Raw genomic sequence first — 25,788 nt, 5'->3', positions numbered from 1 at the left:
GGACTGCCTCGCCCTTTCGGGGTGGCAAGGCCAGCGCGCCTGCCCTTACCCAATCCGGCCGATGGCGGATGCGCCTGGCTCACCTATCCTGGGTTCACGTTTGCAGGGAGATGCCATGACCGACGTTCTGAGCACCACCATCGCGTGCAGCGATTGCACCGAACGCAGGCAGGACCTGGAAGGCACGGGCCACCACGTGGTCGACTGCCGCGAAGACCCGTCGCTGCCCGGCTACTGCGTGCTGCGCTATGCGCCGCCCGACGTGCCCGTCGCCACCGCCCTGCCCGCCATTCCGGCGACGCAGGCACAGGCCGCCAAGGGCATCGTCAACCTGTTCGAAACCGGCAGCGTGCGCGGCGATTACAGCCAGGTCACCAACCTGCCGGGCGACACCGGCCGGCTCACCTATGGGCGTGCGCAGACGACGCTGGGCTCGGGCAACCTGCACGTGCTGGTCGAGCGCTACTGCAACACCGTCGGCGCGCGCTTCGGGGAGCGGCTGCGCGCATGGTTGCCGGCACTCGCCGCGCGCAGCGCCGCGGCCGACACGGACCTGAAACTGCACAACGTGCTGCGCGCCAGTGCCGACGATCCGGTGATGCGCGACGTGCAGGACGCGTTCTTCGACGACGCGTACTGGAACCCGGCGCTGCGCGCGGCGACGCGCCTGGGCATCCGTTCCCCGCTGGGCGTGGCGGTCGTCTACGACAGCTGGGTGCACGGCTCGTGGGCGCTGCTGCGCGACCGCACGATGGCCGACGGCACGGTGCAGCAGCTCGGCGAACCGGAATGGATCCAGCGCTACGTGCGCACGCGGCGCGACTGGCTCGCGACCCACCCCAATGCGCTGCTGCGGCAGACGGTGTACCGCATGGATGCGTTCCAGCGCCTGATCGCGCAGGACGCCTGGGGACTGGCCTTGCCCCTCGTGGTGCGTGGCGCCGAAATATCGCTCGCCTCGCTGGCGGCCCTGCCGCCCGGGTGCTACGACGGGCCGCAGCCCGGCACGCGCGTGCTGAGCGTGCAGGCGCCGCTGCAGCGCGGGCTCGACGTGCGGCTGGTGCAGCTCGCGCTGTCCGACCAGGGCTGCGACGTGCGCGCCGACGGCATCTTCGGCAACGCATCGGCGCAGCTGGTGCGCGCGTTCCAGCGCGGCAACGAGCTGCCGGAGACGGCCGTCGCCGATGCGGCGACCCTCCAGCGCCTCCTTGCCCTGAACGCCTGAGGGCAGTGGCGCCTGCGCGCCGCGCCGTCCAGTGGGTTCTCCCTAGCACGCCGCGCCGCGCGCCGGCGTAGATTGGCCCGCAGTCGCCCACCTCGATGCGACGCCAAGGAGACCGACGCATGACCCGTGCTACCCGCCGCCTGCTCATCGCAGGCACCGTCGCCGCGCTCGCCCTCGCGGCGGCCCTGCCCGCCAGCGCGCAGACCTATCCGACGCGCCCGATCACGCTCATCGTGCCCTGGGGCGCCGGCGGCGGCACCGACGCGACCGCCCGCATCCTCGGCAGCCTCATGGAAAAGGAGCTCGGCCAGCCGGTGAACGTGGTCAACCGCACCGGCGGCAGCGGCGTGGTGGGACATTCGGCCATCGCATCGGCTCCGGCCGACGGCTACACCATCGGCCTCGCGACGGTGGAGATCAGCATGATGCACTGGCAGGGACTGACCGAGCTCTCCGGCGCGTCGTACACGCCGATCGGCCTGGTGAACGCCGATCCCGCCGGCGTGCAGGTACGCGCGGACGCGCCGTACAAGGACATCAAGGAACTGCTGGCCGCCATCAAGGCGAACCCCGGCAAGTTCAAGGCCTCCGGCACCGGCCAGGGCGGCATCTGGCACCTCGCGCTCGCGGGCCTGCTGCGCGACCAGAAGATCGATCCGGCCTCGGTGTCCTGGGTGCCCAGCAACGGCGCTGCGCCCGGACTGCAGGACATGGTGGCCGGCGGCATCGACATCGCGCCGGTGTCGCTGCCCGAGGCGCGCTCGCTGATCGATGCGGGCAAGGTGAAGAGCCTCGCGATCATGAACGACAAGCCCGCGGCGCTGTACCCCCAAGTGCCCACCCTCAAGCAGGCGATCGGCAGCGACTGGACCACCGCCGCGTGGCGCGGCATCGTCGCGCCCAAGGGCATTCCCGCCGACGTCCGAACGAAGCTGGCCGCCACCGTGCAGAAGGTGGCCAACAGCAAGGAATACCACGACTTCATGGCCAGCCGCGGCTTCGGCGTCATCTACGCCGGGCCGGAAGAGTTCGGCCGGTTCATGGCGAAGTCCGACGCGGACCTCGGCGCCACGATGAAGGCCGTGGGCATCGCGAAGTGAAGCTCAATGACGCGGTCTTCGGCGCGCTGCTGATGCTCCTGGGTGCCGCGGTCCTCGCGGCCATCCAGCACTATCCCAAGATCCCGGGCCAGCCCGTGGGGCCGGCGCTGTTCCCGGGCCTGATCGCCGCGGGCCTGTGCGTCTGTGGCGCGCTGCTCGTGGCCACGGGCCTCAGGCAGCGGGCGGAGCAGCCCTGGCTCACCTGGGACGACTGGGTGCACTCGCCGCGCCACGTGCTGGGGCTGGTGGTGCTGGTCGGCTCCATCGTGTTCTACATCCTGGCGTCCGAGCCCCTGGGATTCCTCCCCACGGCCGCGATCGTCCTGCTCGCGTTGCTGCTCGTGCTGCGCGTGCGGGTCCCCATCGCGATCGCGGTGGCGATCGTCGCGACGCTGCTCGTGCACTTCGCCTTCTACAAGCTGCTGCGCGTGCCCCTGCCCTGGGGCGTGCTGAAAGGGGTGGCATGGTGACCGGCTCGGCGATCCTCCAGGCGTTCCAGATGGTGTTCGCGCCGGGCACCATCGTGGCGATGCTGCTCGCGTCGCTGTTCGGGCTGTTCGTGGGCGCGGTGCCCGGGCTCACGGCGACGATGGCGACGGCGCTGCTGGTGCCGGTGACCTTCTTCATGGCGCCGATCCCGGCGATCGCGACCATCGTCACGGCGACGGCGATGGCGATCTTCTCCGGTGACGTGCCCGGTTGCCTGCTGCGCATCCCGGGCACGCCCGCTTCCGCCGCGTACACCGACGAGGCCTTCGCGATGACGAAGAAGGGCCAGGCGGAAGTGGCACTGGGCGCCGGGCTGGTGTTCTCCGCGGTCGGCGGCCTGTTCGGCACGGTGGTGCTGATCGTCGCCGCACCCGTGCTCGCCGAGGTGGCGCTGCGCTTCAGCTCCTTCGAGTACTTCTGGCTCGTGCTGCTGGGCCTGACCTGCGCCGTGTTCATCACGAGCGACCAGCCGTTGAAGGGCGTGATCACGCTGCTGCTCGGACTGCTGGTGGCCTGCGTCGGCCTCGGCAACCCGGCGGGCTACCCGCGCTTCACCTTCGGCAGCGCGGAGATGACCGGCGGCATCGGCATGATCGCCATGATGATCGGCATGTTCGCGATCTCGGAGGTGATCCGCTTCGTGGTGGACACCAGTCCGCCCGCGGTCCTCGCCGTGGAGCAGGTCGGCAACGTCCTGAAGGGCCAGTGGGCGCTGGCCAAGAAATACCCGGTGCAGATCCTGCGCGGCAGCGCGCTCGGGACGCTGGTGGGTGCCCTGCCAGGTGCCGGCGCGGACATCGCGGCGTGGATGTCGTACGCCATGAGCAAGAAGTTCTCCAAGGAGCCGCAGAAGTTCGGCACCGGCCACGTCGAGGGCATCGTGGAGTCCGGCTCCGCCAACAACAGCGCGCTCGCGGGCGCGTGGATCCCGGCGCTGGTGTTCGGCATCCCGGGCGACTCGATCACGGCGATCGTGATCGGCGTGCTCTACATGAAGAACATGAACCCGGGACCGACGCTGTTCACCACGAACCCGCAGAACATCTATGCCGTGTTCCTGCTGTTCATCGTGGCGAACATCATCATGGTGCCGCTGGGCATCCTGTGCATCAAGGTGGCCAAGCGCATCCTGCAGGTACCGCGCAACATCCTGATGCCGCTCATCCTGCTGTTCTGCATCGTCGGCACCTTCGCGATCAACAACTCGCTGTTCGAGGTCACGGTGATGCTGGTGGCGGGCATCGTCGCGTACGTGCTGGAGGCCAACCGCTTCCCGATCGCGCCGGCCATCCTGGGCGTGGTGCTGGGCGGCATGCTGGAGGAGAACTTCATCACCTCGATGATCAAGTCCAACGGCGACCTCGGCGCGTTCTTCGTGCGGCCGATCGCACTGGGGCTGGCGCTGCTGACCTTCCTGGTCTGGTTCGCTCCGCCCGTGATGAAGCTGCTGCGTGGGCGGCGGCCGGTTGTACCGGCGTAGGAACCTTCAAACCAACAACCGGACGCAGAGGACGCAAAGGATGCGCAGAAGACGCAAAAGAACATCCAATCAAAATTGAATTGGTTTCCTTTGCGTCCTCTGCGAGATCTCTGCGTCCTCTGCGTCCGGTTGTTGGGTTTTTCTCCCCAGCCGCAGCGCAGGCGGAGCGCGCGTCAGAGCGGCGCCGGCGCCGCGACCTTCAGCTTCTCCGCCCAAGGCGCGAGCGCTTCCATGATGCCGGCGTGCAGCACCACGCCGCGCTCCTCCTGCTCGCGCGCGAGCGCATAGCCCTTCTCGCCGGGCAGGCGCACGGGCTGGCCGGGACGCGCGGGGCGCGACGCGTGGCAGCGCTCGGCGATATTGTCCATCTGGCGCACGAAGGCCTGCGTGCCCGCAAAGGCGGCGGGATCGAGGATCTGCAGGAACACCGTCGCGCCCCAGCCCTGCTTCGGATCGGCGCGGCCGAAACCGGCAAGTCCGCCCGTGAGCGCCTCGACGGTCAGCGACAGCCCGTAGCCCTTGTGGCCAGAGTCGAGTCCGCCCAGCGGCAGGATCGTCCCCTTCGGCTCGTTGAACAGCACCGCGGGATCGTCGCTGGGCTGGCCGTGGCCATCGATCAGCCACGGGGCCGGCAGCTTGCCCCCTTGCTGGTGCAGGCGGTTCGTGAGTCCGTTGGTGGTGGCGGAGGTGGAGATGTCCGTCACGATCGGATCGCCCGTCTTCGGGATGCCGACGGAGATCGGGTTCGGCGTGAAGACCGGGTCGAGGCCGCCGTAGGGTGCGACGCTTGCGGAGTTCGCATCCGAGGAGGCGAGGATCATCATCAGCCCCTGCTCGGTCACGCGCTTGTGGAACGCCGCGAGGCAGGCGATGTGGTGGCAATGCCGGATGACGACGGTGCCGGTGCCGCAGCGCTTCGCCATCGAGGCCGCCTTCTTCATCGCCTCCAGCACCAGCCAGGGACCCGGCAGGCGGCGGCCGTCCCACGTGACCGTGGCGGGGGACTCGTGCAGCACGTGCGGCTGACCGTCCACGCGCATCGAGCCGGACTCGACCTCGCGCAGGTACGACGGCAGCAGCTGCAGCCCGTGCGTGGTGTGGCCGAGCAGGTCGCCGTCGATGAGGATGTCGGCGACGCCCTGGGCCTTGTCATCGGGCATGCCGGCGGCGACGAGCAGGTCGTGGGCATAGCCGTGCAGGCTGGAGGCGTCGTAGCGGGGCGCGTTGGTTGTCATGGCCGCGCAGTCTACGCGCGGCGCGCGCGTTGGCGCATGGCGTGATCCCTAGGCGCTGCGGATCGTTGCGCGCCGCACAGCCCTGCCGTGGCGTGGGCGCCGTCGCATCGTGCCGGTCGCCTCCTGCGCGGGTGCAGGATTTCTTCGTACCTCAGCGGTCCCTTTGCTGACCCACCATCGAAGGATTGCCTTTGCAAGGGAGATCCATGGATTCGCGGTTCTGGCTGTGGCTGTCGTTCGCGCTGATCGCGGTGCTGCTGCTCGTGATCTATTCGATCCGCTGGCACCGCAGCCCCCAGCTGCAGGTGGACACGGAGTGCGGCATCGACAAGCTCATGCCCTCGCTGTCGGGCCTGAGCCTGGGCACCTCGGTGGAAGGCAATCGCGTCGAGGTGCTGGAGAACGGCGCCTTCTTCGACAAGCTGGTCGAGCGCATCCTGGCGGCCGAGAAGTCGGTGCACTTCGAGACCTTCCTCTGGAAGCCGGGCCGGCTCGCCGACCGCGTGGCCGATGCCTTCATGGACCGCGCGCGCGCCGGCGTCGCGGTGCGCATCCTGCTCGATGCGCAGGGCTCCAAGACGATCGAGAACGACAAGGTGGAACGGCTGCGCGAGGCGGGCTGCAAGCTCAAGTTCTTCCACAAGCGCTCGTTCTACACGATCGGCGTGCTCAACGACCGCGACCACCGCAAGCTCTGCATCGTCGACGGCAAGGAGGCCTTCGTCGGCGGCCATTGCATCACGGACGACTGGCTGGGCAACGCGGAGGACCACAAGCACAACGCCGACGTGAGTGTCTGGCTGCACGGCCCCATCGTGCACACAGTGCAGGGCGCGTTCAGCGAGAACTGGGCGGGCGAGAGCGGCGAGCTCTTCATCGGCGACGACTTCTTCCCCGTGCTGCACAAGGTGGGCGACACGCCGATCCACGCGGCCTACGCGAAGCCGGAGAACTCGGCGCCGGCGGTGAAGATCCTGCACCACACCGTGCTGTGCGTCGCCCGCAAGAAGATCTGGATCCAGAACCCCTACTTCATCCCCAAGGCCGAAGCCATCAAGGCGATGGCGGCGGCGGTAAAGCGCGGCGTGGACGTGCGCGTGCTGATGCCCTCCACCAGCGGCTCCGACTCGCCCATGGTGCAGCACGCCGGGCACCGGCATTTCGAGACGATGCTCAAGGCCGGGGTGCGCCTGTTCGAGTACCCGCACACCCTGCTGCACCACAAGCTGCTGACGGTGGACGGCTGCTGGTGCGGGGTGGGCTCCACCAACTTCGACGACCGCTCCTTCGACACCAACGACGAGATCACGCTGGGCATCCTCGACGAGAAGCTGGCGGCGCAGTTCGACGGCATCTTCGAGAAGTACGTCGCCCGCGCGCGCGAGGTGAAGCTGGAGGAGTGGCGCCGGCGCGGCGTGCTGCACAAGGTGCACGACAACCTGGCCTACCTGCTGAAGGACCTGCTCTGAACGTGGTGTGCGGCCTCAGGCGTACACGGGCTCGCTGTCCTGCCGGCGCTGGCGCAGCTCGGCAAGCATGCTGCTCTCGTTCATCGACCGCGCCCACGCGGGCCGCAACTGGAAATGCGGCTCGTCCACCAGCGAGGTCCAGCTGCCGCCCCATTCGAGGCCCAGCTCCTGTCCGAGCACGCCCACGGCCTTGTACTTGGGGGATTCGGGCAGGTACTTGCTGCCGGAGAACACGCCCACGTCGAAGGCGATGCCGAAGTTGTGGTTCGAGTAGCCACCGCGCGCCTTGGTGACGATGTTGCCCGGCGCCGTGCGGCCCTGTGCATACAGCGCGTCCTGCTCCTCGTAGCTGCGCAGGCCGCTGATCACCCGGATGTCGATGCCGTTGGCAGCGGCCTTCTGCACCAGCATGCGCGCCATGGGCTGCACTTCGGGCAACAGTGTGGCGATGTTCCTTTCGCTGCGCTCGTCGACCCTGGAAAAGGCCGTGAGCGGCGTCGCGGCTGCCGCCTTCCTGGTGTTGACGACGGCCGCGTAGATGGCGGTCCAGGTCTCCGGGCCGGCACGGCCGTCCACGTCGACTCCCAGCGCCTTCTGCACGGCTTCGATCATCTCCGTCGCATCCATCGCTGCGCTCCCTCAATGCACGAACTTGGCCAGCAGCATGGCCAGCTGCAGCAGCGCCTGCACGCTGGCCTGCGTATCGGCGTCGGCTTCGAAGCGCGCGCGGATCGCGCGGGCTTCCTCCACGTCCGCCTGCGTCGCCACGCTGTCCGGCAGCAGCAGGCGGTAACGCGCGGTGCCCCAGCTCTCACGCGCCCTCTGCAAGGGCCCGGCCAGCTGCAGGCGGTCCGTGGCGGACGCGCCCTGGTAAGCCAGCGTGGCGTCGATCAGGGCCAGGTCCGCCTGCTGCACGACTTCCTCGTCGGGCGTCATGGCTTCCTCCTCACTGGCACGTGGCCGGTTTCTGGTTCAGCGGCAGCGCCGCCGCCTGGGCGAGCGCCGGCTGCGCCTCGATCTGCGCCACCACCTTGTCCAGGCGGGCCAGCTGCGCCTGGGACGAGAGGCCGAAGGTGCTTTCTCGAATCACCAGCACCTGGCGCACGGCGGCGGCCAGGTCGGCCGCCGAGACCTGGTCGTACCTGGCGATCATGTCCAGCACGGCGAGGCCCGTTTCGGCAGCGTCGGTGAGCTTCGCGACCACCTCCACGTTGGCGCGGTCCTGCTCGCGCAGCACGGCCAGATGCGCACGCAGCGGCGCGTCCAGCAGCAGGCGGTTGTTCGCGCTCACCGCCTTCTGCGCCGTCGCGGTGACCTGCGCCTGGCTCGCGGCCGTCTCCACCACCAACGGCACGGGATGGCGCGCGAGCTGCTGCGCAGCGCTCGCCATGGTGCCGACCAGCCGCGCGCCCAGTCCTGCGGCGCACGCAACGTCGTTGGCGGCGAAGAAGCTGCCTTCCGGCAGCCGGCGGAACGCGAGGGCGAACTCGCCATAGGCCTGCTTCAGGGCATCGGCCCCGCCGAATGCGTTGCGCCGGAACTGCTCGCGGTCGCTCACCCAGGTGAAGGCCTGCGCCACCGCCGCCCTGACCTGCCCGGGGTCGGCGGCCTGCACCTCGTACACGTCGTCGCGCGCCTGCGCCAGCATCACATCGTCGGTCTGCAGCGGACCGTAGGCGCCGCGGACATGCAGCTCGGTGAGCGCGTCGATCGCCGCTGCGGCCTGGGCGGCGAAGCGTTCCGCGGCCGCCTTGACGGCCAGCGCCCGCTCCTGCGTGCAGCCGGCCAGCACGGCCGCGAGCACGACGAGCGCGCAGGCACTGCGCAAGCGATTCGCTCTTCTTTCCATACCCCGCTCCAGGACGTCGATGATCGATGGCCGCGGCGGCGACGGCATCCACCGAATGCAGGACCCTTTGCGCGCCAGGGCGGGCGGCGCGCAGCCGCCGCTCAGGCCTTCTTCGGTTCCGGCGGAGGCGGCTCGTCCCCCGGGTTCAGCAGGTTGTGGTTCAGCTTGTCCAGCAGCGAGAACAGCGTCTCGATGCTGAAGCCCGCGAGGAAGGCGATGCCGAAGGGAATCGAGCTGATCTGCGACAGGCTGCCCGCCGTACCGGCGCCGGGCACCCAGAACCAGCCGATGATGATGCCCGCGAGCCCGCCCAGCGCGATGCGCAGCAACAGCGACAGCGCATTCAGCGCACTGCCGTTGCCCGGCAGCGCGTGGCGCGTGAGGATCAGCCGGCGCATCACGTACACGCACGCACCCAGCAGCCCGTACAGGCCGGGCAGCAGCCAGGTGACCAGCATGTTGATCTTGATCTGCGTGTCGTAGATGACCGGCCACTGCGAGTAGCTCAGCTGGCGCGGATCGAGCTTGATGCGCTCGAGGAAGCAGGCCCAGCCTTCTTCGTAGCTGTCCGCGAGGTCCACGGTCTTCGCCGCGCTGCGCACCGCAACCGCCTTCAGTGGCGCAGCGGGCGGCGGCGGCTCCGCCTTGCAGTGCGTGCCCTGTAGCGCCCCAGGACTGCCCGGCAGCGCGCCGGGCGCTGCGCGGCTCGCGTCGAGCTGCGGCACGGCGCCGGTGGGGAGTTCGTCGGGGACGGGCCCGACGGCATTGAGCTTCAGGAAGAAGGAGCGCACGGGCCGCGGCCCGATCTCCTCGACGAAATGCGGCACGTACTGCAGTGCCGAGGCGCTCTGCAGCATGCCCTGGATGGCGGCGCCCTTGTTGGCGAGCTGCTGCGCGTCTTCCACCAGTTTCTGGTACTCATCGAGCTGCGCGAGGGGCGGCGTCGTCACGTTCAGCACGCGCTCGTAGCGATACAGCTTGAACGCCGCGAACAGCTTCTCGCGCGGCTGCTGACCGACCCACTCGTAGTAGGAGCGCAGCGCCATGTCCGCCTGGTGCAGTTGCGAGCTCTGGAACGCGAGGTAGAAGGTCAGCAGCAGGGTGAGCAGCCCGATCACGAACGGTGCGGCCGCCGTCACCGTGCGGCTGAACACGGTGTACAGGCGACGCCGCCACGTCAGGCGGAACACGCTCACCGGCTGGATCGCCTTGGCGAGCGCATCGATCTCGTGCGAGAGGTCGACGGCCAGTTGCGACTGCTTGCCCGCGGCGTGCAAGGCCTGCGCCTGGCCCAGCAGCTCGAACACGCGGCAGTCGGGCGGCAGGCTGCCGTGCCGCGCTGCGTAGTCGGCCAGTGCCTCGGCGTCGAGCAGCAGGTTGGTGAGCGCGCGCGCGTCCATGACACACCTCAGACCAGCACGCCCTGGAACCACAGGCCGTTCGCGGGGCAGGCGCAGCGCGTGCCGGCGGGCCCCGGGTACACGGCCCAGCACCAGCCTTGCGGCGTGTAGCAGATGGTGCCGGGCACGTGGCGCGGCAGGCCTTGGGGTTGCGCCGCGAGCGGCGCGGCGAGCGCGAGCACCAACGCGGCGAGACGCAGTGGGCGGAGTCTCATGGCGCACCTCCTGGGAGAGCGAAGCCATGATGGCACTGCGGGCGCCGGCGTCAATCTCCCGATCAGGGGAACATCACGGTCGCGCTAGAGCAGGCGGGACGCGGCCTGCACCTCGGGCAGGCCGCGCCCTCACACCCGGCGCCTGCGCGGCAGGACTTGCAATTGCACCGTCGCCCGCGCCGGCGCGGCGGTCAGCGTCATCTGCTGCGGTGGCAGCTCCAGAAGCTGGTCGGCTTGCCACACGCGGATGCGCAGCGGCCCCTCCGGGACCCCCACGAAACTCGCGCTGCCGTCCTCGCCGCTGAGCGCGGCCCACGGCGTGTCGCTCACGAACACGTGCGCCTTCATCGACGCGTGCAGGTGGCAGCCGAGGAGCACGGCGCCGGGCTGGTCGAACTTCGCCTGCGACGATTGCGCGGGCCTGCCGTTCGCCTTGCCTTCCAGGCGCAGCTCGAAGCCGCTGCTGCTGGCCGCGTCGAAGTTCTGGATGCCCGCGGCGCTGCCGCGCACGTGGTGCTCCCAGGGGTCGTTGTTCACGAAGGTGCCGACCGCGCCCACGCCCACCAGCGACACGGCGGGCACGAAGCGCATGTTCTGCTGCGTGATGGTCACGTGGTCCGGCAGCGGCGCCGGCGTGCCGGGCACCGACGGCGCCAACACCACGACGGCGTCGGGCACCGGCCGGCCTTCCTTGTCCAGCACGGTCACCTTCAGTGCGCCGGCCTGCGCCGACCAGGCGAAGGCCGCCAGCGCCAGCGCGGCGAGGAAGCGGTTCATGCGCATTCCCTCAACGGGCGACGTGCCACACCTTGTTGTAGTTGTCGCCGTACTTGTCGCCCGGCTCCTGGTCCTCGGGCCAGGTGTAGAGCGGCTTGCCCTTGAACGCCCACTGCCTGGCGCCGTCGTTGCGCACCACGATCGTGTAGTCGCCGTGCGCCTGGCCGTACGCGCCGGCCATGTGCGGCGGCCACTTCACGGCGCAGTCGCCGTTGCAGTTGGACTTGCCGCTGTTGGCGACGTCGCGGTCGAAGGTATAGAGCGTCATGCCCTTGGCGTTGACCAGCATGCCGTCCTTCATCATGGCGGGTTCGGAGCCGCCGGACAGCGACGCGCAGCCCGCGAGCAGCGCCATCGGCAGCACGATGGCGAGAAGCAGTTTCTTCATGGGGGATCCCTCCTCATTGCGGGACCGCACCACGCGGCCCGTCCGTGGAAGAACGCCGTCACGCCCGTTTGTATTCCGCGGTGGCCGAGAACTAGTTGGCACAAAGCCGCTTGAACTGCGCAACCGGCGAAAATGACGGCATGACCGCGACCCCGCAACTGCCTCCCCTGCAAACCGAACTCCCGCACGCCGCGCTGCGCGTGCTCTCCCGCGCCCGCACGCTCACCACGCCTTGCGGCGATGGCGACATCGTGTGGCACACGTGGGGCGACGATGCGCACGAGCCGCTGGTCTTGCTGCACGGCGGCAGCGGCAGCTGGACGCACTGGATCAGGAATGTGGATGCCCTGGCCGAATCGGGCCGGCGCGTCGTCGTGCCCGACCTGCCCGGCTTCGGCGATTCCGCGCGCCCGCCCGGTGGCCAGGATGCGGATGCGGTGGCGCCCGCCATCGCTGCTGCCTTGCCCGCCGTGGTCGGCGCTGCGCCAGTCGACGTGGTCGGCTTCTCGTTCGGCGGCCTGTGCGCCGGGTTGATCGCTGCATCCGACCCGCAGCATGTGCGGCGCATCGTGCTGGTCGGCGCACCGGGCCTCGGGCTGCGCGACCGGCGCCTGTCGCTCACGTCCTGGCGCGACCAGCCGACGGAGGAAGGCAAGCTCGCCGCGCATCGCAGCAACCTGGCGACGCTGATGCTCAAGCCGGAGACGGTCGACGATCTCGCCGTGGCGCTGCAGTCGGTGAACGTGCCGCGCGATCGCATGCAACGGCGCCGGCTCGCGCTCTCGGACATCCTGGCGCAGACGCTGCCGAAGATCACCTGCCGGGTCGACGCGATCTATGGCGAGCAGGATGCGCTGTACCGCGACACCTTGCCGGCCCTGCGGCAGAAACTGTCGCTGGCGCCCACGCTGGGCGAACTGATCGTGCTGCCCGGGGCCGCACACTGGCTGCAGTACGAGGACCCGCAGGCCTTTCACCGCACGTTGCTCGGCATCCTGGCCTAGCTGGCGTCGATCGGGCGCCCATCGGTTGCGGATGCGCAAACTCGTCGCAATTTTTTCCGGCGCGGGTGATCGGCATCTGCTACAAGAATGAACGGAGTCGGCACCGATACTGCCTGCGACGAGCCGAGGACTTATGCCCTCCAGCAAGAACAACAAACTGTTGAGCGAGCTGTTGCCCGACGAACTGGATCGCTTGCGACCGCACCTGGTCGAAATCGAACTGGTCGAAGGCGACGTGCTGTGCGGCGATGTCGGCCCCGTGACACACGTCTACTTTCCGACCACTGCGGTCGTCTCGCACTTGTGCAGCGCGGCCGCCGGCGAATCCATCGACGTGGCGGCCACGGGCCACGAGGGGGTGGTCGGGCTCACGTTCGCATCGGGCAACTGGTCGCCGGGTCAGGCGGTCGTGCAGCGTGCCGGACGTGCCTGGCGGTTGCCCGCCTCGGTGCTTCGCGCGGAATTTGCCAAGGGCGGCAGCCTGCAGTTGCAGGCCCTGCGTTATCAGCAGTGGCTCATGGTGCAGATGGCGCAGTCAGCCCTGTGCAGCCGGATGCACCGGGTCGACCAGCAGCTGTGTCGCTGGATCCTTACCCGCCTGGAACACGGCGACCCGGATCGGCTCGCTGTCACACAGCAGCAGGTGGCTCGAATGCTGGGGGTCCGACGGGAGGCGGTATCCGGGGCGGCAACACGGCTGGAAAGCGGCGGTGTCCTTCACTGGGGCCGCGGGCGCCTGCACGTGATGGATCGCGATGCGCTGGAGGCGGGCAGCTGCGAGTGCTACCAGGCGCTGCGCGGCCACGCGCAGCGCCTGCTCCCTGTCATGCAGCGTGCGGCGTGATGCTGTGCTTGGCCATGAGCCGATAGAGCGTCATCCGTGAAACACCCAGGTCGCGCGCGGCCAGCGTCACGTTGTGGCGTTCGCGCGCGAGCGAATCCCGGATCGCGCACTTTTCCGCCTCGACCCGCGCCTCCTCCAGATCGCCCGCCGTCCCGAGCTGCACCGTCGTGAGTCCAAGGTCGTCCGCGGAAATCAGCGGCCGGTCTGCCATCACCACCGCTCGCTGCACGCGGTTGCACAGCTCGCGCACGTTGCCGGGCCACGGCCACTCCATCATCGCGGCGATCGCATCGGGATGGAAGCCGCGCGCGATCACCCTTTGGCCGGCAGCCGTCTGCGCGTAGACGTGGCGGGCCAGTCGTGGGATGTCCTCGCGCCGCTCGCGCAACGGCGGCACGCGCAGGTGCAGCACGTTCAGCCGGAAGAACAGGTCGGCCCGGAACCGGCCAACCGCCACAGCGCTCTCCAGGTCGACGTGCGACGCGGCGATGACGCGCGTGTCGACCTGGATCTCGTGCGTGCTACCCACGCGCACGATGCGCCGCTCCTGCAGGAAGCGCAGCAGCGTGGCCTGGGTCTCCAGCGGCAGCTCCGCGATCTCGTCGAGCAGCAGGGTGCCGCCACTCGCCTCCTCGATCAAGCCCCGCCGTGCGCTGCTCGCCCCCGTGAATGCGCCGCGCTCATGGCCGAACAGCTCGGATTGGATCAGCGTCGTCGGCAACGCACCGCAGTTCACCGGAACGAACGGTGCCTTGGCGCGGCGCGAGCCGAGGTGCAAGGCGCGCGCGACCAGCTCCTTGCCGCTGCCGCTTTCGCCGGCGATCAGCACCGGCGCGTCCGACGGCCCGGCCTTGCGGATCTCGCTGCGCAGTCGCCGCAGCGCCGGGCTCTCGCCGACCATGCCCATGTCGCCACCGGGCGCGCTGTCGCCCGTCGCACCTTCGCGCAAGCTGGCGCGGCCCCACGCGTGTCCGAGCGACTGGCACAGGAACGTGAGGTCGGCCGGATACGTGTGGTGGTCGAAGAAGTACGTGAGGATCAGGTCGCGCCAGGGGGCGCGGGTGCACTCGCCAGCCGGGAACACACCCACCCACTCGCACTGCGATCCCATGGCGGCGCAGGTTTGGAATTGCGCCGCGGCATCGGGATGACTGCTGTCCAGCAACAGCAATGCGACGGGAAAGCGCTGCGAATGCAACAGCGCCGCTGCCGCGGCGAGGTTCGAGGCGGTCGTGGCCAGCCAGCCGCGCGCCAGCAGCTGCTCCAGCAATTCGGCGCGGCAGTCCTCCGCTGCCACCACCAGGATGGGTCGTTGTTCGTTCATGGCGAATGCCTCAGAAGTTGAAGGGCATCCGCACGGTGAGCGTGAGGTCCGGCGTGTCGCGGGTGAGTCCCGCGCCCACCGACAGGTTCACCGTGTGGTTCTGGTCCCAGCGCAAGCTGTATCCGAGCAGCAGGCTGGCGAGCGTCGTGCGGACCGAGCCCGGCACGTCCGCCCCGTTTTGCTGGGTGCGTCCGATCGTGCTGAGATCCACGCCGATGCTGAACGAGGACCGGTCGTTCAGGGCCAGGCCCATGCCGAAGTTCACGCCGAGGGTGTTGCCCGGCTTCACGTCGCCAAGGGATTCGGTCTCGCCGCCCAGCACGTGCCGGCTCACTCCAGTGCGCTTGAAGTTGTAGCCATAGGTGAAGCTGCCGAAGAACACCGCCGGGTCCGAGGGATACAGCCAGGTGATCCCGGGCTGCAGCGTGTAGAAGCCCGACCCGACGGGCAGTTCGAGCGGTTCGCCCGTGCCCGTGGTGCCGCCCACGCACCGCGTGACGCAATCGGTCGTCACTTCGAACGGGTCCTTGCCGGTCCGCGACTTGAAGCGCAGCGACCCGATCAGGTAGGGCCAGCGGCTGGTGCCGGTGGTGAGCTGATAGCGGCCCGTCATTTCCACGTCGCCGATGCCGCTGCCTGTCGCACTGAAGGCGCGGTCCGTCGCGGTACCGGTGAAGATCTCGCGGCTCACCGTGGAGTCGGAGCGGTACAGGTAGGGGAGGCGGCCCTCCAGTTCGAAGCGGTCGCTGAAACCGTGACGCACGGTGAGCGTGGCGGTCGACGTGTTGCGCCGCACTTCGCGCACGTCCACCAGGCCGACGAGGATCGCGGGAATCACCGTGAAGCCCACCAGCGCAGCGCGATTGGTCGAGGAGTGCTCGTACTGGAACGAGGGCTCGACGATCGTCTGGCCGCGCGCTGTCAGCACGCTGGGCTGGTCGAACAATTGCGGCACGCTCAGCGGCGACTCGGGCACCGCAGCCGGCGCGGTGCCTATCTGCACCTCGCGTGGCTCCTCGCGGGGCGGCACTTGCACCGTGCGCGGCGCGCCCGGTGGCTGGGCTTGTTGCGACTGCGCCTGTTGCGGCTGAGCCATGCGCGAGAGCGCGTCCTCATGCGCCTTCTTCTCGGCCTCCATGGCCTGCATCAGTTCGCGATAGCGCCCATCCAGGTCGCCCAAGGCCTTGCGCATGTTGTCCAGCTGTTCCGCCTGGTCGGAGAGCTGGCGCCGCAGCGCATCGACCTGAGCCTGCGATGCCGGCGGCGACGACGGGGGTTTGGCTCGGCCGGCCGATTGCGCGTGCAATGCGGGTGCGGTGATGAGCAGTGCGGTCGAGATGAGCGCACTGAGCGGATGCAGCTTGGCCGAGTTGGACATGAAACATCTCGTTATGAAGACTAAACGTTACCGACCGGCCACTCGGTTCGTCTGTGCGTTACCCCGCTTACTTACTTCGAGTTTCAAATGAACCGTCGTGCCACGCGGACCGCTGTGTCACAGCGGAAAACGGCTGTGTCACGCGCGCGTGACAACCAGCTACGCGGAGCACTGCACGCGACGAGGAGGCGAGCCGCTGCTGATCGGCGCACATCGCTTGCAGCAGGCGGCCACCGAGTTTCCCTGCGAGACGAGTCGGCGCCTGGCATCGAGATTGCAATGGAACGCCGCGGAGCCGTGGCGCACCGGCGCGGGCTCCGTCAATTCCTCAGTCCCCAAAACCTGGAGAGACCATGAAACTCAGCCTCATCGCCGCCGCCGTTGCCTTGCTGGCAAGTGCGAGCGCAACCTCATTTGCGCAGACCTTCAACTCGAGCTTCAACGACAACAGCACGAACACCACGGTCGACAACAGCATGTACCGTAATTCCGGCGATGCAAATGCGTCGGCTACGCGTTCGGCTGCACTGAACAACGGCTCCTCCGCCTCGTTCTCCAACGCGTTCAACGTGACCAACGTGGCGGCGCTGACGCGCCTGAGCGGGTCCGTGACGGGCAACACGATCTCCGGCATCGGCAACTACGTGACCGGCGGCGGCTCGGCCGATGGCGGCAGCGGCGCATCGGGACGCTCGGGTACAGCCAACGCCGGTGATGCGCGCGCCAGCGGCGGCGAAAGCGGCGATGCGAAGGGCAGCAACGGCGGCGATGGTGGGAGGGGCGGCAGCGCGACGAGCGGCTCGGCGCGCAGCGGCAGTTCCACGAGCGGCTCGGCGCGCAGCGGCTCGGGAGGCGATGGCGGTAATGGCGGGCGCACATACGGCGGCGACGGCGGGAGGGGCGGCAGCAGCGGCGACGCGCGTGGCGGCGCGGGCGGCGGCATGGGCGGCGACGCCAGGGGCGGCAGCGGCGGGGACTCGGGCAGAACCGGCTCTGCGACCGGCGGCAATGGCGGCAATGCAAGCTCAGGCGGCGCCACGGGCGGCAGCACCGGATCAACCAACTTAGGCCCGAGCTTCGGGGGCAACGCCACGAGCGGCACCGTCGGTGCTGCGGGTTCGGGCGCGACCGCGACCAGCGGAGGCTCGGGCGGAGGTGGTGCCGGCGGCAGCGGCACCGGTGGAGCCGGAGGCGCCGGCGCGACGGGCGGAAATGCCACCACCGGCGCGGGGGGCAGCGGCGGCAACGGCGCGAGCGGCACGAGCGTCGGCGGCAACGGCGGCGCCAGCGGCAGCGCCACGAGCGGCGCGGCGACCTCCGGCAGCGCGAGCTCCGGCGCGGCCACGTCCGGCGGCGGTGGCGCCGGTGGTTCGGGCGGCAGCAACACCACTGGTGCGGGCGGAGCGGCTACCGCGACGGGAGGTGCTGCTACCAGCGGAAGCGCCACCGGCGGGTCCGGCGGCATGGGCGGCACGGTCAGCCCGAATGCCGGCAGCTTCGCCATGAACAACTCCATCGGCAGCGCGGCGAGTTCGGCGGCAGGCATCCTCGTGATGTCGCAGGTGACCGGCTTCACGAGCCTGGTGCAGCAGAGCGTCAACGTGCAGTCGAACCTGACGGTGCATTGATCGAGTGCGGGCCCGGCATGCACGCGGGCGCAGCCGGGTCCGCATTGCAGTTCGCCTACGGGGACAAGCCATGACTCCACGAAGCGTTTCCCTCCTCTGCGCGCTGCTCGCCATCGGCAGCAACGCTGCCTTCGCCGGGCAGGAGCCGGTATCTTTCGGCGCACCGGTTGCGGCGGCGCAGCTCTCCGACCTGCGCGGTGGCACCGACACCACGGTGAACGACATCCGCCTGCGCGGCACGACCGCCGGCAACAGCGCGACCAACGTGCAGACCGGCACGAACACGATCACTGCCGGCGCGTTCGGACAGATGAACGGAATCCCCGTGGTGATCCAGAACACCGGGGCCAACGTCCTGATCCAGAACTCGCTGATCCTCAACCTGCGGCTGCAATAGGAGCCGAGCAACATGCGCAATGCGATGCTGCCCCTGGTGCTGGCCGTCGCGGCGTGCCAGGTGCAGGCGGCTCCGGAGGCGTTGGTGCCCGGCTTCGCGGGCCAGATGCTCCGCGTGCCGATCACGTCGATGCAGGCGGCGCGCACCGCGACAACGGTGCTGCAGAAGTACGACTTCAGCTGCGGCTCCGCCGCGATCTCCACGCTGCTGACGCATCACTACGGCCATCCGGTGAGCGAGCAGGAGGTCCTGCAGGAGATGTACGCGAAAGGCGACCAGCAGAAGATCCGGCAGGAGGGATTCTCCATGCTGGACATGAAGCAATACCTGGAGAGTCTCGGCTATGCGGCTGACGGGTTCCAGCAGCCGCTCGAGAAGCTCGCGGAGGCGGGGCTGCCCGCCATCGTGCTCGTGAACGAAGGCAACTACCACCACTTCGTGGTCGTCAAAGGCTTGCGCGACGGGCGCGTGTTGATCGGCGATCCTGCGCGCGGCACGCGCGCGCTGACGCGCGAGGAATTCGAAAAGCTCTGGCTGGGCGGATTGCTGTTCGTGATCCACGACCACGTGCAGCAGGCACGCTTCAACCTGGCGAGCGACTGGCGCGCGGCGCCCCGTGCGCCGGTCTTCTCGGCCTTGCCGCACGACGGGCTGGCGGGCACGGGCCTGCCCCGCAACGGCCCAGGGGACTTCTGATGCGGCCGACAGCGATCTGCATGCTGGGGCTCGTGGCCGCGCTGGCGGCCGGCTCCGCCTGCGCCGACCAGGCCTGGATGACGACGGGCGACGACCTGCTCGCGGACATGCGCGGGGGCTTCGCATTACCTGACGGGCTGATGGTGTCGTTCGGCATCGTGCGAACCGTGCTGATCGACGGCCAGGTCGTGAGCCAGACGGCGCTGCAGATCCCGGACGTGCGAAGCATCACCGTGGACCAGGCCCGGCAGCTCGGCCAGCAGCTGGCGGGTGTGGCCGTCGTGCAGAACGGCACCGCCAACACGCTGCAACTGCCGCATCCGGACGCGGCGCCGGGATTCGTGATCCAGAACAGCGAGAACAACCGGACGCTGCAGGCGATAACCGAGATCACGGCCTCCACCAACACGCTGCGTACCTTGCAGGGCATGAATCTGAACCGGACCTTGAGCGACGCGCTCAAGGGCGCGCTGGGCCGGTGAGCGCGGCCCGCAGCCGCGCGCGATGCCCGGAGTGCGGCGCTCGGCGCTAGGGCGCTACGTTGTGCGTTCTGCGCTATTCCATGCGCCATGCGTTCGGCGCTTAAGCCGGGCTGTCGCCGCGCTGGCCCTCGCGGATGCCACGGAGGATGGCGCGCGCCATTTCCACGGCGGCCCGCGTTTCCCACTCCGTCCACTCGGCGAAGGCGCGGTGCACTTCCGCCTCGCTGGTCCAGCGGCTGGCAATCGCGCAGCAGCGCTCGCGCTCCGCGTGGACGGCCGACTCGAGGGCGTCGGCGCTGTGGGGCAGCGGCCCCTCGACCGGCGAGTGCGTGCTGCCCGCGGACACCTGCTGCGCCCGCAGTTCCGCCGCTTCGTCCTTCAGGTGCTCCGCCCACTGGGCGCGTTGTCTCGTATTGCTCATCTCGTTTTCCTTTCGACTGCTGCTGCGATGGCGGCGCGCCGGCCTCTCAAGGCGGCACCGCCGCGCAGGACACGGCGGGACTGCACGAACTCCAGGAGGTACATCGAGGGAGATTCGCGAGCCGCCTGCAGGCGGTGGAGGGAACGACCGGGGATGGACGGTCTGGGGGAACGTCAGCGGCCCCATGGTAGTCGATCCGGGGCCTGCGCGCCTCCCGAAGCGGACGAGCCGCAAGCCGCGTGCATCGCTGTACGATGGGGCGTGATCGAATCCCTGCTGCTGGCCACCGTCCGCGTCTCCACCTTCTATGGGTCGCAGGCGCTGACTGCGGCCTCGGGCTTCTACTTCCGGCGCGGCGAACGCCTGTTCCTCGTGACCAGCCGGCACGTGCTGCTCGACGAGGCCAGCGGCCACCATCCCGATCGCGTGGAACTGGTGCTGCACACCGACCCCGTGAACCTCACGCGCACCACCGTGTGGTCAGTGCCCTTGTACGCGAACGGCGTGAGCGTCTGGCACCAGGGCGTCGACTCGGGTGGCGAGATCGACGTCGCCGTCGTCGAGATCGACCAGGGGCGGCTGCCCGCGGGCATCGTGCTGTACGCCTTCACGCCGGAACACCTGGAGCCCGACCTCGACGAGATCGGCATCGGCGCGCCGCTGCTGATCGTGGGCTTTCCCCTGGGCTTCTACGACACCGTGCACAACCTGCCCGTCGCCCGGCAAGCCATCATCGCCTCCGCCTTCGGCGTGCGCTTCCAGGAAAAGGGCTTCTTCCTGACCGATGCGCGCACGCATCGCGGCGCGAGCGGCGCGCCGGTGGTGATGCGGCACGCGGGCGGCGACACCAAGCTGCCGTGGCGGCTGCTGGGCATCCACTCCGCGCGCTTCGATGTGTCGACGCGCGAGCAGGGAGTCGACGATTCGCTCGGCTTGAATTGCGCGTGGTATGCGGACGTGTTGAAGACGTTGACGGCGGGGTGAGCGGGTGACGTGAGGGTCGGGCGCCGGCGCGCCCCGCGAGAGCGCTGGGGTTCGGCGCTGCGCGCGCTCACCGCCAGCCTACGGGATGCGGCGTCGGCGTTGCGCGTTGAGCCCACGCCGGTCCGGCGGCGATCAGCGCTGTGAGAGCGCCAGGCCCAGGCGCGCTGCGCCTTCCCTGATCTTCGCCACGTCCGCCGTCGCGAACGACAGGCGCAGCGTGCTCGGGTCCGCGTCCTTCGCAAAAAACGGCGTCCCCGGCACGAACGCGACGCCCTGCTCGATCGCCCGCTTCGCGAACTCGCCCGCATCCTTGATCTTGCCGCCCGCGCCGGTGAGACGCGCCCAGAAGAACAGGCCGCCCTGCGGCTCGGTGAACTCGATGGCGTCGCCGAGTTCCTTGCGCAGCGAGTCCGCCATGGCCTTGGCGCGCTCGCCGTATTTCTGCCGCACGTTCTTCAGCGTCGCGGGCATGCGGCCGCTCTTCAGGTACTGCGCCGCGGTCGCCTGCGCGAAGGTGCTGGTGTGCGCGTCGCTGAACTGCTTGCACATCGTCGCCTTGGCCAGCAGTTCCGGTTGGGCAATGAGCCAGCCCACGCGCAGGCCCGGGCTCAGCACCTTGCTCATGCTGCCGCAGTGGGCGATCCATTCGCGGCTGCCGGGGACGTCCTTCGACAGCGCCAGGATGCTCGGAGGCGGCGCTTCGCCGAAGTAGAGGTCGCCGTAGGGGTCGTCCTCGACGACCAGCACCTGGTACTTCACTGCGAGTGCGAGGATCTTTTTCCGCCGCTCCAGCGACAGCAGCGCGCCGCTCGGGTTGCCGAAGGTGGGGATCAGGTAGACGAACTTCGGCTTGTGGGCCTTGATCATCTCTTCGAGCTTGTCCACCTGCACGCCGTGCGCGTCGATGGGCGCGCTCTGCACGTCGGCGCCATAGAGGCGGAAGCACTGGATGGTGGCCAGGAAGGTCGGGCCTTCGACGATGACCTTGTCGCCCGGGTCGATCAGCGTCTTGCCCAGCAGGTCCAGCGCCTGCTGGCTGCCGGTGGTGACGATCAACTGGTGCGGCTCCAGGTCGGTCACGCCCTTGCTGCGCTCGAACGCGGCGAGTTGCGTGCGCAGGGGCTCGTAGCCTTCGGTGGCGCCGTATTGCAGCGCGCCGCCCGGCTCCTCCTGCAGCGCGCGCTGCGAGGCCTCGCGCAGGCCCTCCACGTCGAACATGGCGCTGTCCGGAAAGCCGCCCGCGAAGCTGATGATGCCGGGCTTGCCCAGCAGCTTGAAGAGCTCGCGGATGGCGGAGGTTTCGACGTTGTCCAGGCGCTTGGCGAAGGGAAGGGGCATCTCGATCGTCTCGGTGAAGGGCGGCACGAAAACGGCCGCGTCGACGCTATTGTCGCGCGGCCGCGCGGGCGCCGCTTTCGGGGGCCGCGGCGCTGCTTGGGAAAGGAGAACGCAGAGGACGCAAAGGCTACGCAGAGGACGCAGAGAATTCCTTTGAAAAGGGTTCTTCCTCTGCGTCCTCTGCGCAATCTCTGCGCACTCTGCGTTCTCCTGCCCGCGATCGCACAAGCGCTGACCAGATCGCTCCCCATGAAAAACGCCCGCGGCGGCGGGCGTGCTGGCGAGAGGCGCGCCGCTTCAGCGCGGCTTGTCCTCGTTGTCCGAGCGCAGGCTGGGCGAGGCGATCGGGCGGTCCTCGTCGACGACCTGCAGCCGGTCCTGCTCGCCCCAGCCGCCGTTGGAGGCGATCGGGCGTTCCAGTTCGCGCTCGGGCGCCACGTCGGCGGGCTCGCCGCTCACGTCGGACGTGTGGCTCGCGCCCATGTCCGCGCGCGCCGTGCCGAAGCTGCGTTGCAGGTCATGGTCCGCGCGCTCGGCGACGATGTCGCGCAGCGGCCGTTCGCCGGCGCGGTGCAAGCGGTTCAGGTCGCGCGCTTCCATGCCGTGCAGCACGGCCTGGGCGCGGCTCGACTCTTCCTCGTCCTGGTGTTCGACCATCACGACGAACAGGCCCTGGTCCACCGCGTCGCGATAGCGGCCCGTGTGGATGGCGTGCTCACCGTGGCCGAACAAGTGTTCGAAGAACTCGAAGGTGCCCATTCCGTAGTTGCTGCGTTCCTCGATCGGGCTGCCGTCCGCGTGGCGGTGCTCCAGGTGGATGTCGTGCCGGGCGAAGCCGGCCTGCTGCAGGCGCTCGACGGCCTGTTCGGCCTGCGCGCGATCTTCGAAGGTGCAGATGGCGGTATGCATGCGGTGGGTCTCCTGTGCCGCTCAGAGCGGCTTGTCCTTGTCGGCATAGCGCAGGCCGGGCGCGTGCTCGGTCTCGGGGTCGCGCAGCGACGGACCAGCGACCGGGCTCACGACATGCGGGGACGCGACGGCGCGCTCGCGCTCCCGCGCGCCGGGGCTCTCGCCGACGCTGCCGGTCGATTCGTAGTTGTCCCGGCTGCGGCTCACCATGCCGGCGACGCCCGGGTCGTCCTGCTCGCGTTCGGCGACGAGGTCGCGCACCGGCGGCTGCGCCGGCCGGTGCACCACGTTGACGTCGGCGGCCTGCAGGTCGTGCAGCAAGGTGCTGGCGCGCAGCGCCTCGGAGGCGTCGACCGCATCGACGACCACGACGTGGGAGCCGCGCTCTACGTGCTGCGTGTAGGTGTCCAGGTGCCCGGGCGTGTGGTCGCGGCCCAGCAGGCTGGCGAAGAAGGCGCCGAAGGACGAGAGCACGCCGCGGTCGTGGCCCTCCTCGCGCGCCAGGCGCTCCGAATGGCGGTCGTGGTCGTTCCTCCCTTCGGCGGTGCTGGACTCGTGCTCGATGTGCACGTCGTCACGGGAGAAGCCGGCGCGCAGCAGCGCGTCCACCGCGGCGTCGGCCTGCTCGGCGCTGTCGAAGGCGCAGATGGCGGTATGCATGGTTGTTTTCCTTTCGATCGGTCACCTTCCTGTGTAGGCCGTTCACCGACGCCCCGCTGTCGTCCCGCCGAGTCAGGTCGGGTAGGTGCGGGACTACCCTCTGCCCGCCCCGCGGCGTACATGCCAAGCTGCTCCGCAAGGAGGGCGGGATGGTCGAGAAGCACCTGGACATCGCCACGGGCGAAGGCGAGATGAATACTTTCGTGGTTCACCCGGAGGAAGGCGGCCCGTACCCGGTCGTGCTGTTCTACATGGACGCACCCGGCAAGCGCGAGGAACTGCACGACATGGCCCGCCGGCTGGCCAGCGTCGGCTACTACGTGGTGCTGCCCAACCTGTACTACCGGCTGGCGCGCGAGTTCGAACTGAAGGAGCGCACGCCCGAGGGCATGAAGCCGATGTTCGCGCTGATGGACAGCCTCAGCAACGCGGGGACAGTGCGCGACACCCAGGCGATGCTGGACTTCGTGGACGGCCAGCCCGAGGCGGACGGATCGCGCGTCGGCGCGGTGGGTTACTGCATGAGCGGGCCCTTCGTGTTCGCAGCGGCGGCCGCCCTGCCCTCGCGCATCGCGTGCATTGCGTCCATCCACGGCGCCCGCATGGTGACCGCGCAGGACGACTCGCCGCACCGCCTGGCGCCGCGCATCCGCTGCGAAACCTATGTCGCCTGCGCGGAGACCGACGTGTGGGCGCCGCCCGAAACGGTGGCCACGCTGCAGGCCGCGCTGGACGGCGCCGGCACGCCGTACCGGCTGGAGTGGTACCCCGGCGCGCACCACGGCTTCGTGTTCCCGCGGCGCGCCGGCATCTACGACCAGGCGTCGGCGGAACGCCACTGGGAACGGCTGTTCGCCCTGTTCCGGCGCAACATCGGACCGGACTCGACCGTGTCATGACATTACAATGTTCGGCACATGTCGTCCCCCGCCCGCATCCTCGTGGCGGACCACGCCGATGCCTTCGACGTGTTCCGCCAGGTGCTCGCCGTCCCGCATGACCTGGAGCACGCAGCGAGTTTCGACGAGGCGGTTCGCGCCCTGCGTTCGCCGCCGTCGCTGCTGGTCTGCGGCTGTCATTTCGACGAAGGCCGCATCTTCGACCTGCTGCGTGCGCTCAAGAAGGATCCGGCCTGCCAGGGCGTGCCCTTTCTCGCGGTGCGCTGCCTGCGCGGCCACACGACGCTCGACGACACCCTGTACGAAGGCGTGAAGATCGCGGTGGATGCCCTGGGCGGCCAGGGCTTCGCCGATGTGCTCTGGTGGCAGCAGCAGTTCGGCGCAGAGGAGGCCTCGCGCCGGCTGCGCGCGGTCGTGGACAAGCTGCTGCAGGCGTCGCGGGGGAGCTGAGGCCAGCGCCGGCGGCTAAGGCGCGAGCATCTGCGCCAGCGCGGTGTAGTTGAGCTCGCGCGCGATCTCCGCGGCTGTCTTGCCGCGATCGTCGCGCAGCGACGCGTCCGCACCGCGCTGCAGCAACATGCGCGCGGCGCCCTCCTGGCCATAGCCAGCCGTCCACATCAGCAGCGTCAGCTCGTGGTCCAGGCGGCCGTTCACCGGCGTGCCGGCCTGCAACAGCAGCTCCAGGCATTCGGTGCAGCCCTGGCCCGCGGCGTACACCGCCGCATTCTTCTTCACCCGGTCGACGGCTTCCGGGCGGGCGCCCGCGGCCAGCAGCTTGCGCACGATCTCCGGGCTGCCCGCGAACGCGGCGGCCATGAGCGGCGTCACCCCCGCGATGTTCGCCTGCTGCACGTCGGCGGACGCCGCGAGCAGCACGTCCACCAGCTCGACATTGGCCTTGCCGGCCGCCATCTTCAGGGGGGAGTCACCGTTGCGGTCGCGCGAGTTCACCTCGGCGCCCTCGGCGATCAACTGCTTGACGCGTTGCACCAATCCTGCACGCGCGGCAAGCACCAGTTGCCCGTTGATGTTGATGTTGCCGACTCCCTGCTGCGCCTGCACCGGCGCTATGAAAAGCAGGACGAGGGCGGCGAGGACGGAGCGCAGGACATCCTTCGGCATGAGGCAACCTCCTTGTGCTGGCGACGCGAAATCATGATACTCACACGCAAGGTTTCCGAGCCCGACGCTCGCGCG

At 69.4% G+C, this 25,788-nt stretch carries 29 protein-coding genes; 14 read left to right on the top strand and 15 right to left on the bottom strand.

Features of this window, described 5'->3' with window-relative positions; genetic code table 11:
* Window positions 1–115 precede the first annotated feature (115 nt).
* From JJB11_RS09965 to JJB11_RS09950, 4 genes are all read left to right on the top strand, one after another.
* A complete protein-coding gene (locus JJB11_RS09965; protein ID WP_201169559.1) occupies window positions 116–1,225 on the top strand; it encodes a chitosanase in 1,110 nt (369 codons plus the stop codon).
* Between the two features lie 119 nt (window positions 1,226–1,344).
* Window positions 1,345–2,325 (top strand): tripartite tricarboxylate transporter substrate binding protein, encoded by a 981-nt coding sequence (locus tag JJB11_RS09960; protein WP_201169556.1) that lies wholly within the window; start codon window positions 1,345–1,347, stop codon window positions 2,323–2,325.
* Window positions 2,322–2,795 (top strand): tripartite tricarboxylate transporter TctB family protein, encoded by a 474-nt coding sequence (locus JJB11_RS09955; protein WP_201169553.1) that lies wholly within the window; start codon window positions 2,322–2,324, stop codon window positions 2,793–2,795. Before JJB11_RS09960 ends, JJB11_RS09955 begins: the two co-directional genes overlap by 4 nt.
* Window positions 2,789–4,294 carry a tripartite tricarboxylate transporter permease gene (locus JJB11_RS09950; protein ID WP_201169550.1) on the top strand — a complete coding sequence of 502 codons (1,506 nt, stop codon included), beginning with the start codon at window positions 2,789–2,791 and terminating at the stop codon, window positions 4,292–4,294. Before JJB11_RS09955 ends, JJB11_RS09950 begins: the two co-directional genes overlap by 7 nt.
* Window positions 4,295–4,467: 173 nt before the next feature.
* On the opposite strand, the gene JJB11_RS09945 is transcribed toward JJB11_RS09950, so the two are convergent.
* Window positions 4,468–5,529, bottom strand: a complete 1,062-nt coding sequence (locus JJB11_RS09945) for an Ldh family oxidoreductase (RefSeq protein ID WP_201169547.1) — start codon at window positions 5,527–5,529, stop codon at window positions 4,468–4,470.
* Window positions 5,530–5,735: 206 nt separating this feature from the next.
* Between JJB11_RS09945 and JJB11_RS09940 the strand changes: the two genes are divergently transcribed.
* Window positions 5,736–6,998, top strand: a complete 1,263-nt coding sequence (locus tag JJB11_RS09940; protein WP_201169544.1) for a phospholipase D-like domain-containing protein — start codon at window positions 5,736–5,738, stop codon at window positions 6,996–6,998.
* A gap of 15 nt (window positions 6,999–7,013) precedes the next feature.
* Here JJB11_RS09940 and JJB11_RS26345 read toward each other — a convergent pair whose 3' ends face one another.
* The 7 genes from JJB11_RS26345 to JJB11_RS09905 all read right to left on the bottom strand — a co-directional run bounded on the left by JJB11_RS26345 (window position 7,014) and on the right by JJB11_RS09905 (window position 11,627).
* Window positions 7,014–7,625, bottom strand: a complete 612-nt coding sequence (locus JJB11_RS26345; protein ID WP_201169541.1) for a M15 family metallopeptidase — start codon at window positions 7,623–7,625, stop codon at window positions 7,014–7,016.
* 12 nt (window positions 7,626–7,637) lie between these two features.
* Window positions 7,638–7,934, bottom strand: a complete 297-nt coding sequence (locus JJB11_RS09930) for a hypothetical protein (RefSeq protein ID WP_201169531.1) — start codon at window positions 7,932–7,934, stop codon at window positions 7,638–7,640.
* Between the two features lie 10 nt (window positions 7,935–7,944).
* Window positions 7,945–8,847 (bottom strand): hypothetical protein, encoded by a 903-nt coding sequence (locus JJB11_RS09925; RefSeq protein WP_201169528.1) that lies wholly within the window; start codon window positions 8,845–8,847, stop codon window positions 7,945–7,947.
* Between the two features lie 101 nt (window positions 8,848–8,948).
* Window positions 8,949–10,247 (bottom strand): hypothetical protein, encoded by a 1,299-nt coding sequence (locus JJB11_RS09920; protein ID WP_201169525.1) that lies wholly within the window; start codon window positions 10,245–10,247, stop codon window positions 8,949–8,951.
* An 8-nt stretch (window positions 10,248–10,255) separates the two neighbouring features.
* Complete coding sequence (locus JJB11_RS09915; RefSeq protein WP_201169522.1) at window positions 10,256–10,462, bottom strand: hypothetical protein; 207 nt, start codon at window positions 10,460–10,462, stop codon at window positions 10,256–10,258.
* A gap of 129 nt (window positions 10,463–10,591) precedes the next feature.
* On the bottom strand, window positions 10,592–11,239 hold the full coding sequence (locus tag JJB11_RS09910; protein WP_201169519.1) for a cupredoxin domain-containing protein: 648 nt from the start codon (window positions 11,237–11,239) through the stop codon (window positions 10,592–10,594).
* Between the two features lie 10 nt (window positions 11,240–11,249).
* Window positions 11,250–11,627 carry a COG4315 family predicted lipoprotein gene (locus tag JJB11_RS09905; protein WP_201169516.1) on the bottom strand — a complete coding sequence of 126 codons (378 nt, stop codon included), beginning with the start codon at window positions 11,625–11,627 and terminating at the stop codon, window positions 11,250–11,252.
* A gap of 140 nt (window positions 11,628–11,767) precedes the next feature.
* Between JJB11_RS09905 and JJB11_RS09900 the strand changes: the two genes are divergently transcribed.
* Together JJB11_RS09900 and JJB11_RS09895 are read left to right on the top strand one after the other, a co-directional pair.
* Entirely contained in the window at window positions 11,768–12,631 is an 864-nt protein-coding gene (locus tag JJB11_RS09900; protein WP_201169513.1) for an alpha/beta fold hydrolase, read from the top strand.
* A 133-nt stretch (window positions 12,632–12,764) separates the two neighbouring features.
* Window positions 12,765–13,475, top strand: coding sequence for a Crp/Fnr family transcriptional regulator (locus JJB11_RS09895; RefSeq protein ID WP_201169510.1), 711 nt, complete (start codon window positions 12,765–12,767; stop codon window positions 13,473–13,475).
* On the opposite strand, the gene JJB11_RS09890 is transcribed toward JJB11_RS09895, so the two are convergent.
* Together JJB11_RS09890 and JJB11_RS09885 are read right to left on the bottom strand one after the other, a co-directional pair.
* Window positions 13,456–14,799 (bottom strand): sigma-54 interaction domain-containing protein, encoded by a 1,344-nt coding sequence (locus JJB11_RS09890; RefSeq protein ID WP_201169502.1) that lies wholly within the window; start codon window positions 14,797–14,799, stop codon window positions 13,456–13,458. The genes JJB11_RS09895 and JJB11_RS09890 overlap by 20 nt on opposite strands.
* 10 nt (window positions 14,800–14,809) lie before the next feature.
* Complete coding sequence (locus tag JJB11_RS09885; protein WP_201169499.1) at window positions 14,810–16,177, bottom strand: acetate kinase; 1,368 nt, start codon at window positions 16,175–16,177, stop codon at window positions 14,810–14,812.
* A 353-nt stretch (window positions 16,178–16,530) separates the two neighbouring features.
* On the opposite strand from JJB11_RS09885, the gene JJB11_RS09880 reads away from it, so the two are divergent.
* The 4 genes from JJB11_RS09880 (at window position 16,531) to JJB11_RS09865 (ending at window position 19,380) form a co-directional block, all read left to right on the top strand.
* Complete coding sequence (locus JJB11_RS09880; RefSeq protein WP_201169496.1) at window positions 16,531–17,805, top strand: hypothetical protein; 1,275 nt, start codon at window positions 16,531–16,533, stop codon at window positions 17,803–17,805.
* 70 nt (window positions 17,806–17,875) lie between these two features.
* Window positions 17,876–18,202 (top strand): hypothetical protein, encoded by a 327-nt coding sequence (locus JJB11_RS09875; RefSeq protein ID WP_201169493.1) that lies wholly within the window; start codon window positions 17,876–17,878, stop codon window positions 18,200–18,202.
* Between the two features lie 12 nt (window positions 18,203–18,214).
* Window positions 18,215–18,898 carry a C39 family peptidase gene (locus JJB11_RS09870; protein ID WP_201169490.1) on the top strand — a complete coding sequence of 228 codons (684 nt, stop codon included), beginning with the start codon at window positions 18,215–18,217 and terminating at the stop codon, window positions 18,896–18,898.
* Window positions 18,898–19,380, top strand: coding sequence for a hypothetical protein (locus JJB11_RS09865; protein ID WP_201169488.1), 483 nt, complete (start codon window positions 18,898–18,900; stop codon window positions 19,378–19,380). The genes JJB11_RS09870 and JJB11_RS09865 overlap by 1 nt, the downstream gene beginning before the upstream one ends.
* Before the next feature lie 100 nt (window positions 19,381–19,480).
* Here the strand turns inward: JJB11_RS09865 and JJB11_RS09860 are convergent, their stop codons facing one another.
* Complete coding sequence (locus tag JJB11_RS09860; protein WP_201169485.1) at window positions 19,481–19,801, bottom strand: hypothetical protein; 321 nt, start codon at window positions 19,799–19,801, stop codon at window positions 19,481–19,483.
* Between the two features lie 261 nt (window positions 19,802–20,062).
* On the opposite strand from JJB11_RS09860, the gene JJB11_RS09855 reads away from it, so the two are divergent.
* The gene (locus JJB11_RS09855) at window positions 20,063–20,785 is read left to right on the top strand and encodes a trypsin-like peptidase domain-containing protein (RefSeq protein WP_201169482.1); all 723 of its coding nucleotides are present in this window, start codon (window positions 20,063–20,065) and stop codon (window positions 20,783–20,785) included.
* Window positions 20,786–20,917: 132 nt separating this feature from the next.
* Here the strand turns inward: JJB11_RS09855 and JJB11_RS09850 are convergent, their stop codons facing one another.
* The 3 genes from JJB11_RS09850 to JJB11_RS09840 form a co-directional block, all read right to left on the bottom strand.
* Window positions 20,918–22,123 carry an aminotransferase-like domain-containing protein gene (locus JJB11_RS09850; RefSeq protein ID WP_201169479.1) on the bottom strand — a complete coding sequence of 402 codons (1,206 nt, stop codon included), beginning with the start codon at window positions 22,121–22,123 and terminating at the stop codon, window positions 20,918–20,920.
* A gap of 297 nt (window positions 22,124–22,420) precedes the next feature.
* A complete protein-coding gene (locus JJB11_RS09845) occupies window positions 22,421–23,032 on the bottom strand; it encodes a hypothetical protein (protein WP_201169476.1) in 612 nt (203 codons plus the stop codon).
* A 21-nt stretch (window positions 23,033–23,053) separates the two neighbouring features.
* A complete protein-coding gene (locus JJB11_RS09840) occupies window positions 23,054–23,692 on the bottom strand; it encodes a hypothetical protein (protein WP_201169473.1) in 639 nt (212 codons plus the stop codon).
* A gap of 149 nt (window positions 23,693–23,841) precedes the next feature.
* Here JJB11_RS09840 and JJB11_RS09835 point away from each other — a divergent pair, with 149 nt between their 5' ends.
* Window positions 23,842–24,591, top strand: coding sequence for a dienelactone hydrolase family protein (locus tag JJB11_RS09835; RefSeq protein ID WP_201169465.1), 750 nt, complete (start codon window positions 23,842–23,844; stop codon window positions 24,589–24,591).
* A gap of 18 nt (window positions 24,592–24,609) precedes the next feature.
* Window positions 24,610–25,041 (top strand): DNA-binding transcriptional response regulator, encoded by a 432-nt coding sequence (locus tag JJB11_RS09830; RefSeq protein WP_201169463.1) that lies wholly within the window; start codon window positions 24,610–24,612, stop codon window positions 25,039–25,041.
* 15 nt (window positions 25,042–25,056) lie between these two features.
* On the opposite strand, the gene JJB11_RS09825 is transcribed toward JJB11_RS09830, so the two are convergent.
* On the bottom strand, window positions 25,057–25,713 hold the full coding sequence (locus tag JJB11_RS09825; RefSeq protein ID WP_201169460.1) for an ankyrin repeat domain-containing protein: 657 nt from the start codon (window positions 25,711–25,713) through the stop codon (window positions 25,057–25,059).
* Window positions 25,714–25,788: the final 75 nt, after the last annotated feature.

It is taken from the genome of Ramlibacter ginsenosidimutans (assembly GCF_016654015.1).
Taxonomy (GTDB): domain Bacteria; phylum Pseudomonadota; class Gammaproteobacteria; order Burkholderiales; family Burkholderiaceae_C; genus Ramlibacter; species Ramlibacter ginsenosidimutans.
Note: the sequence above shows the minus strand (reverse complement) of the source record. Positions and strands in the feature narration are given on the sequence as shown.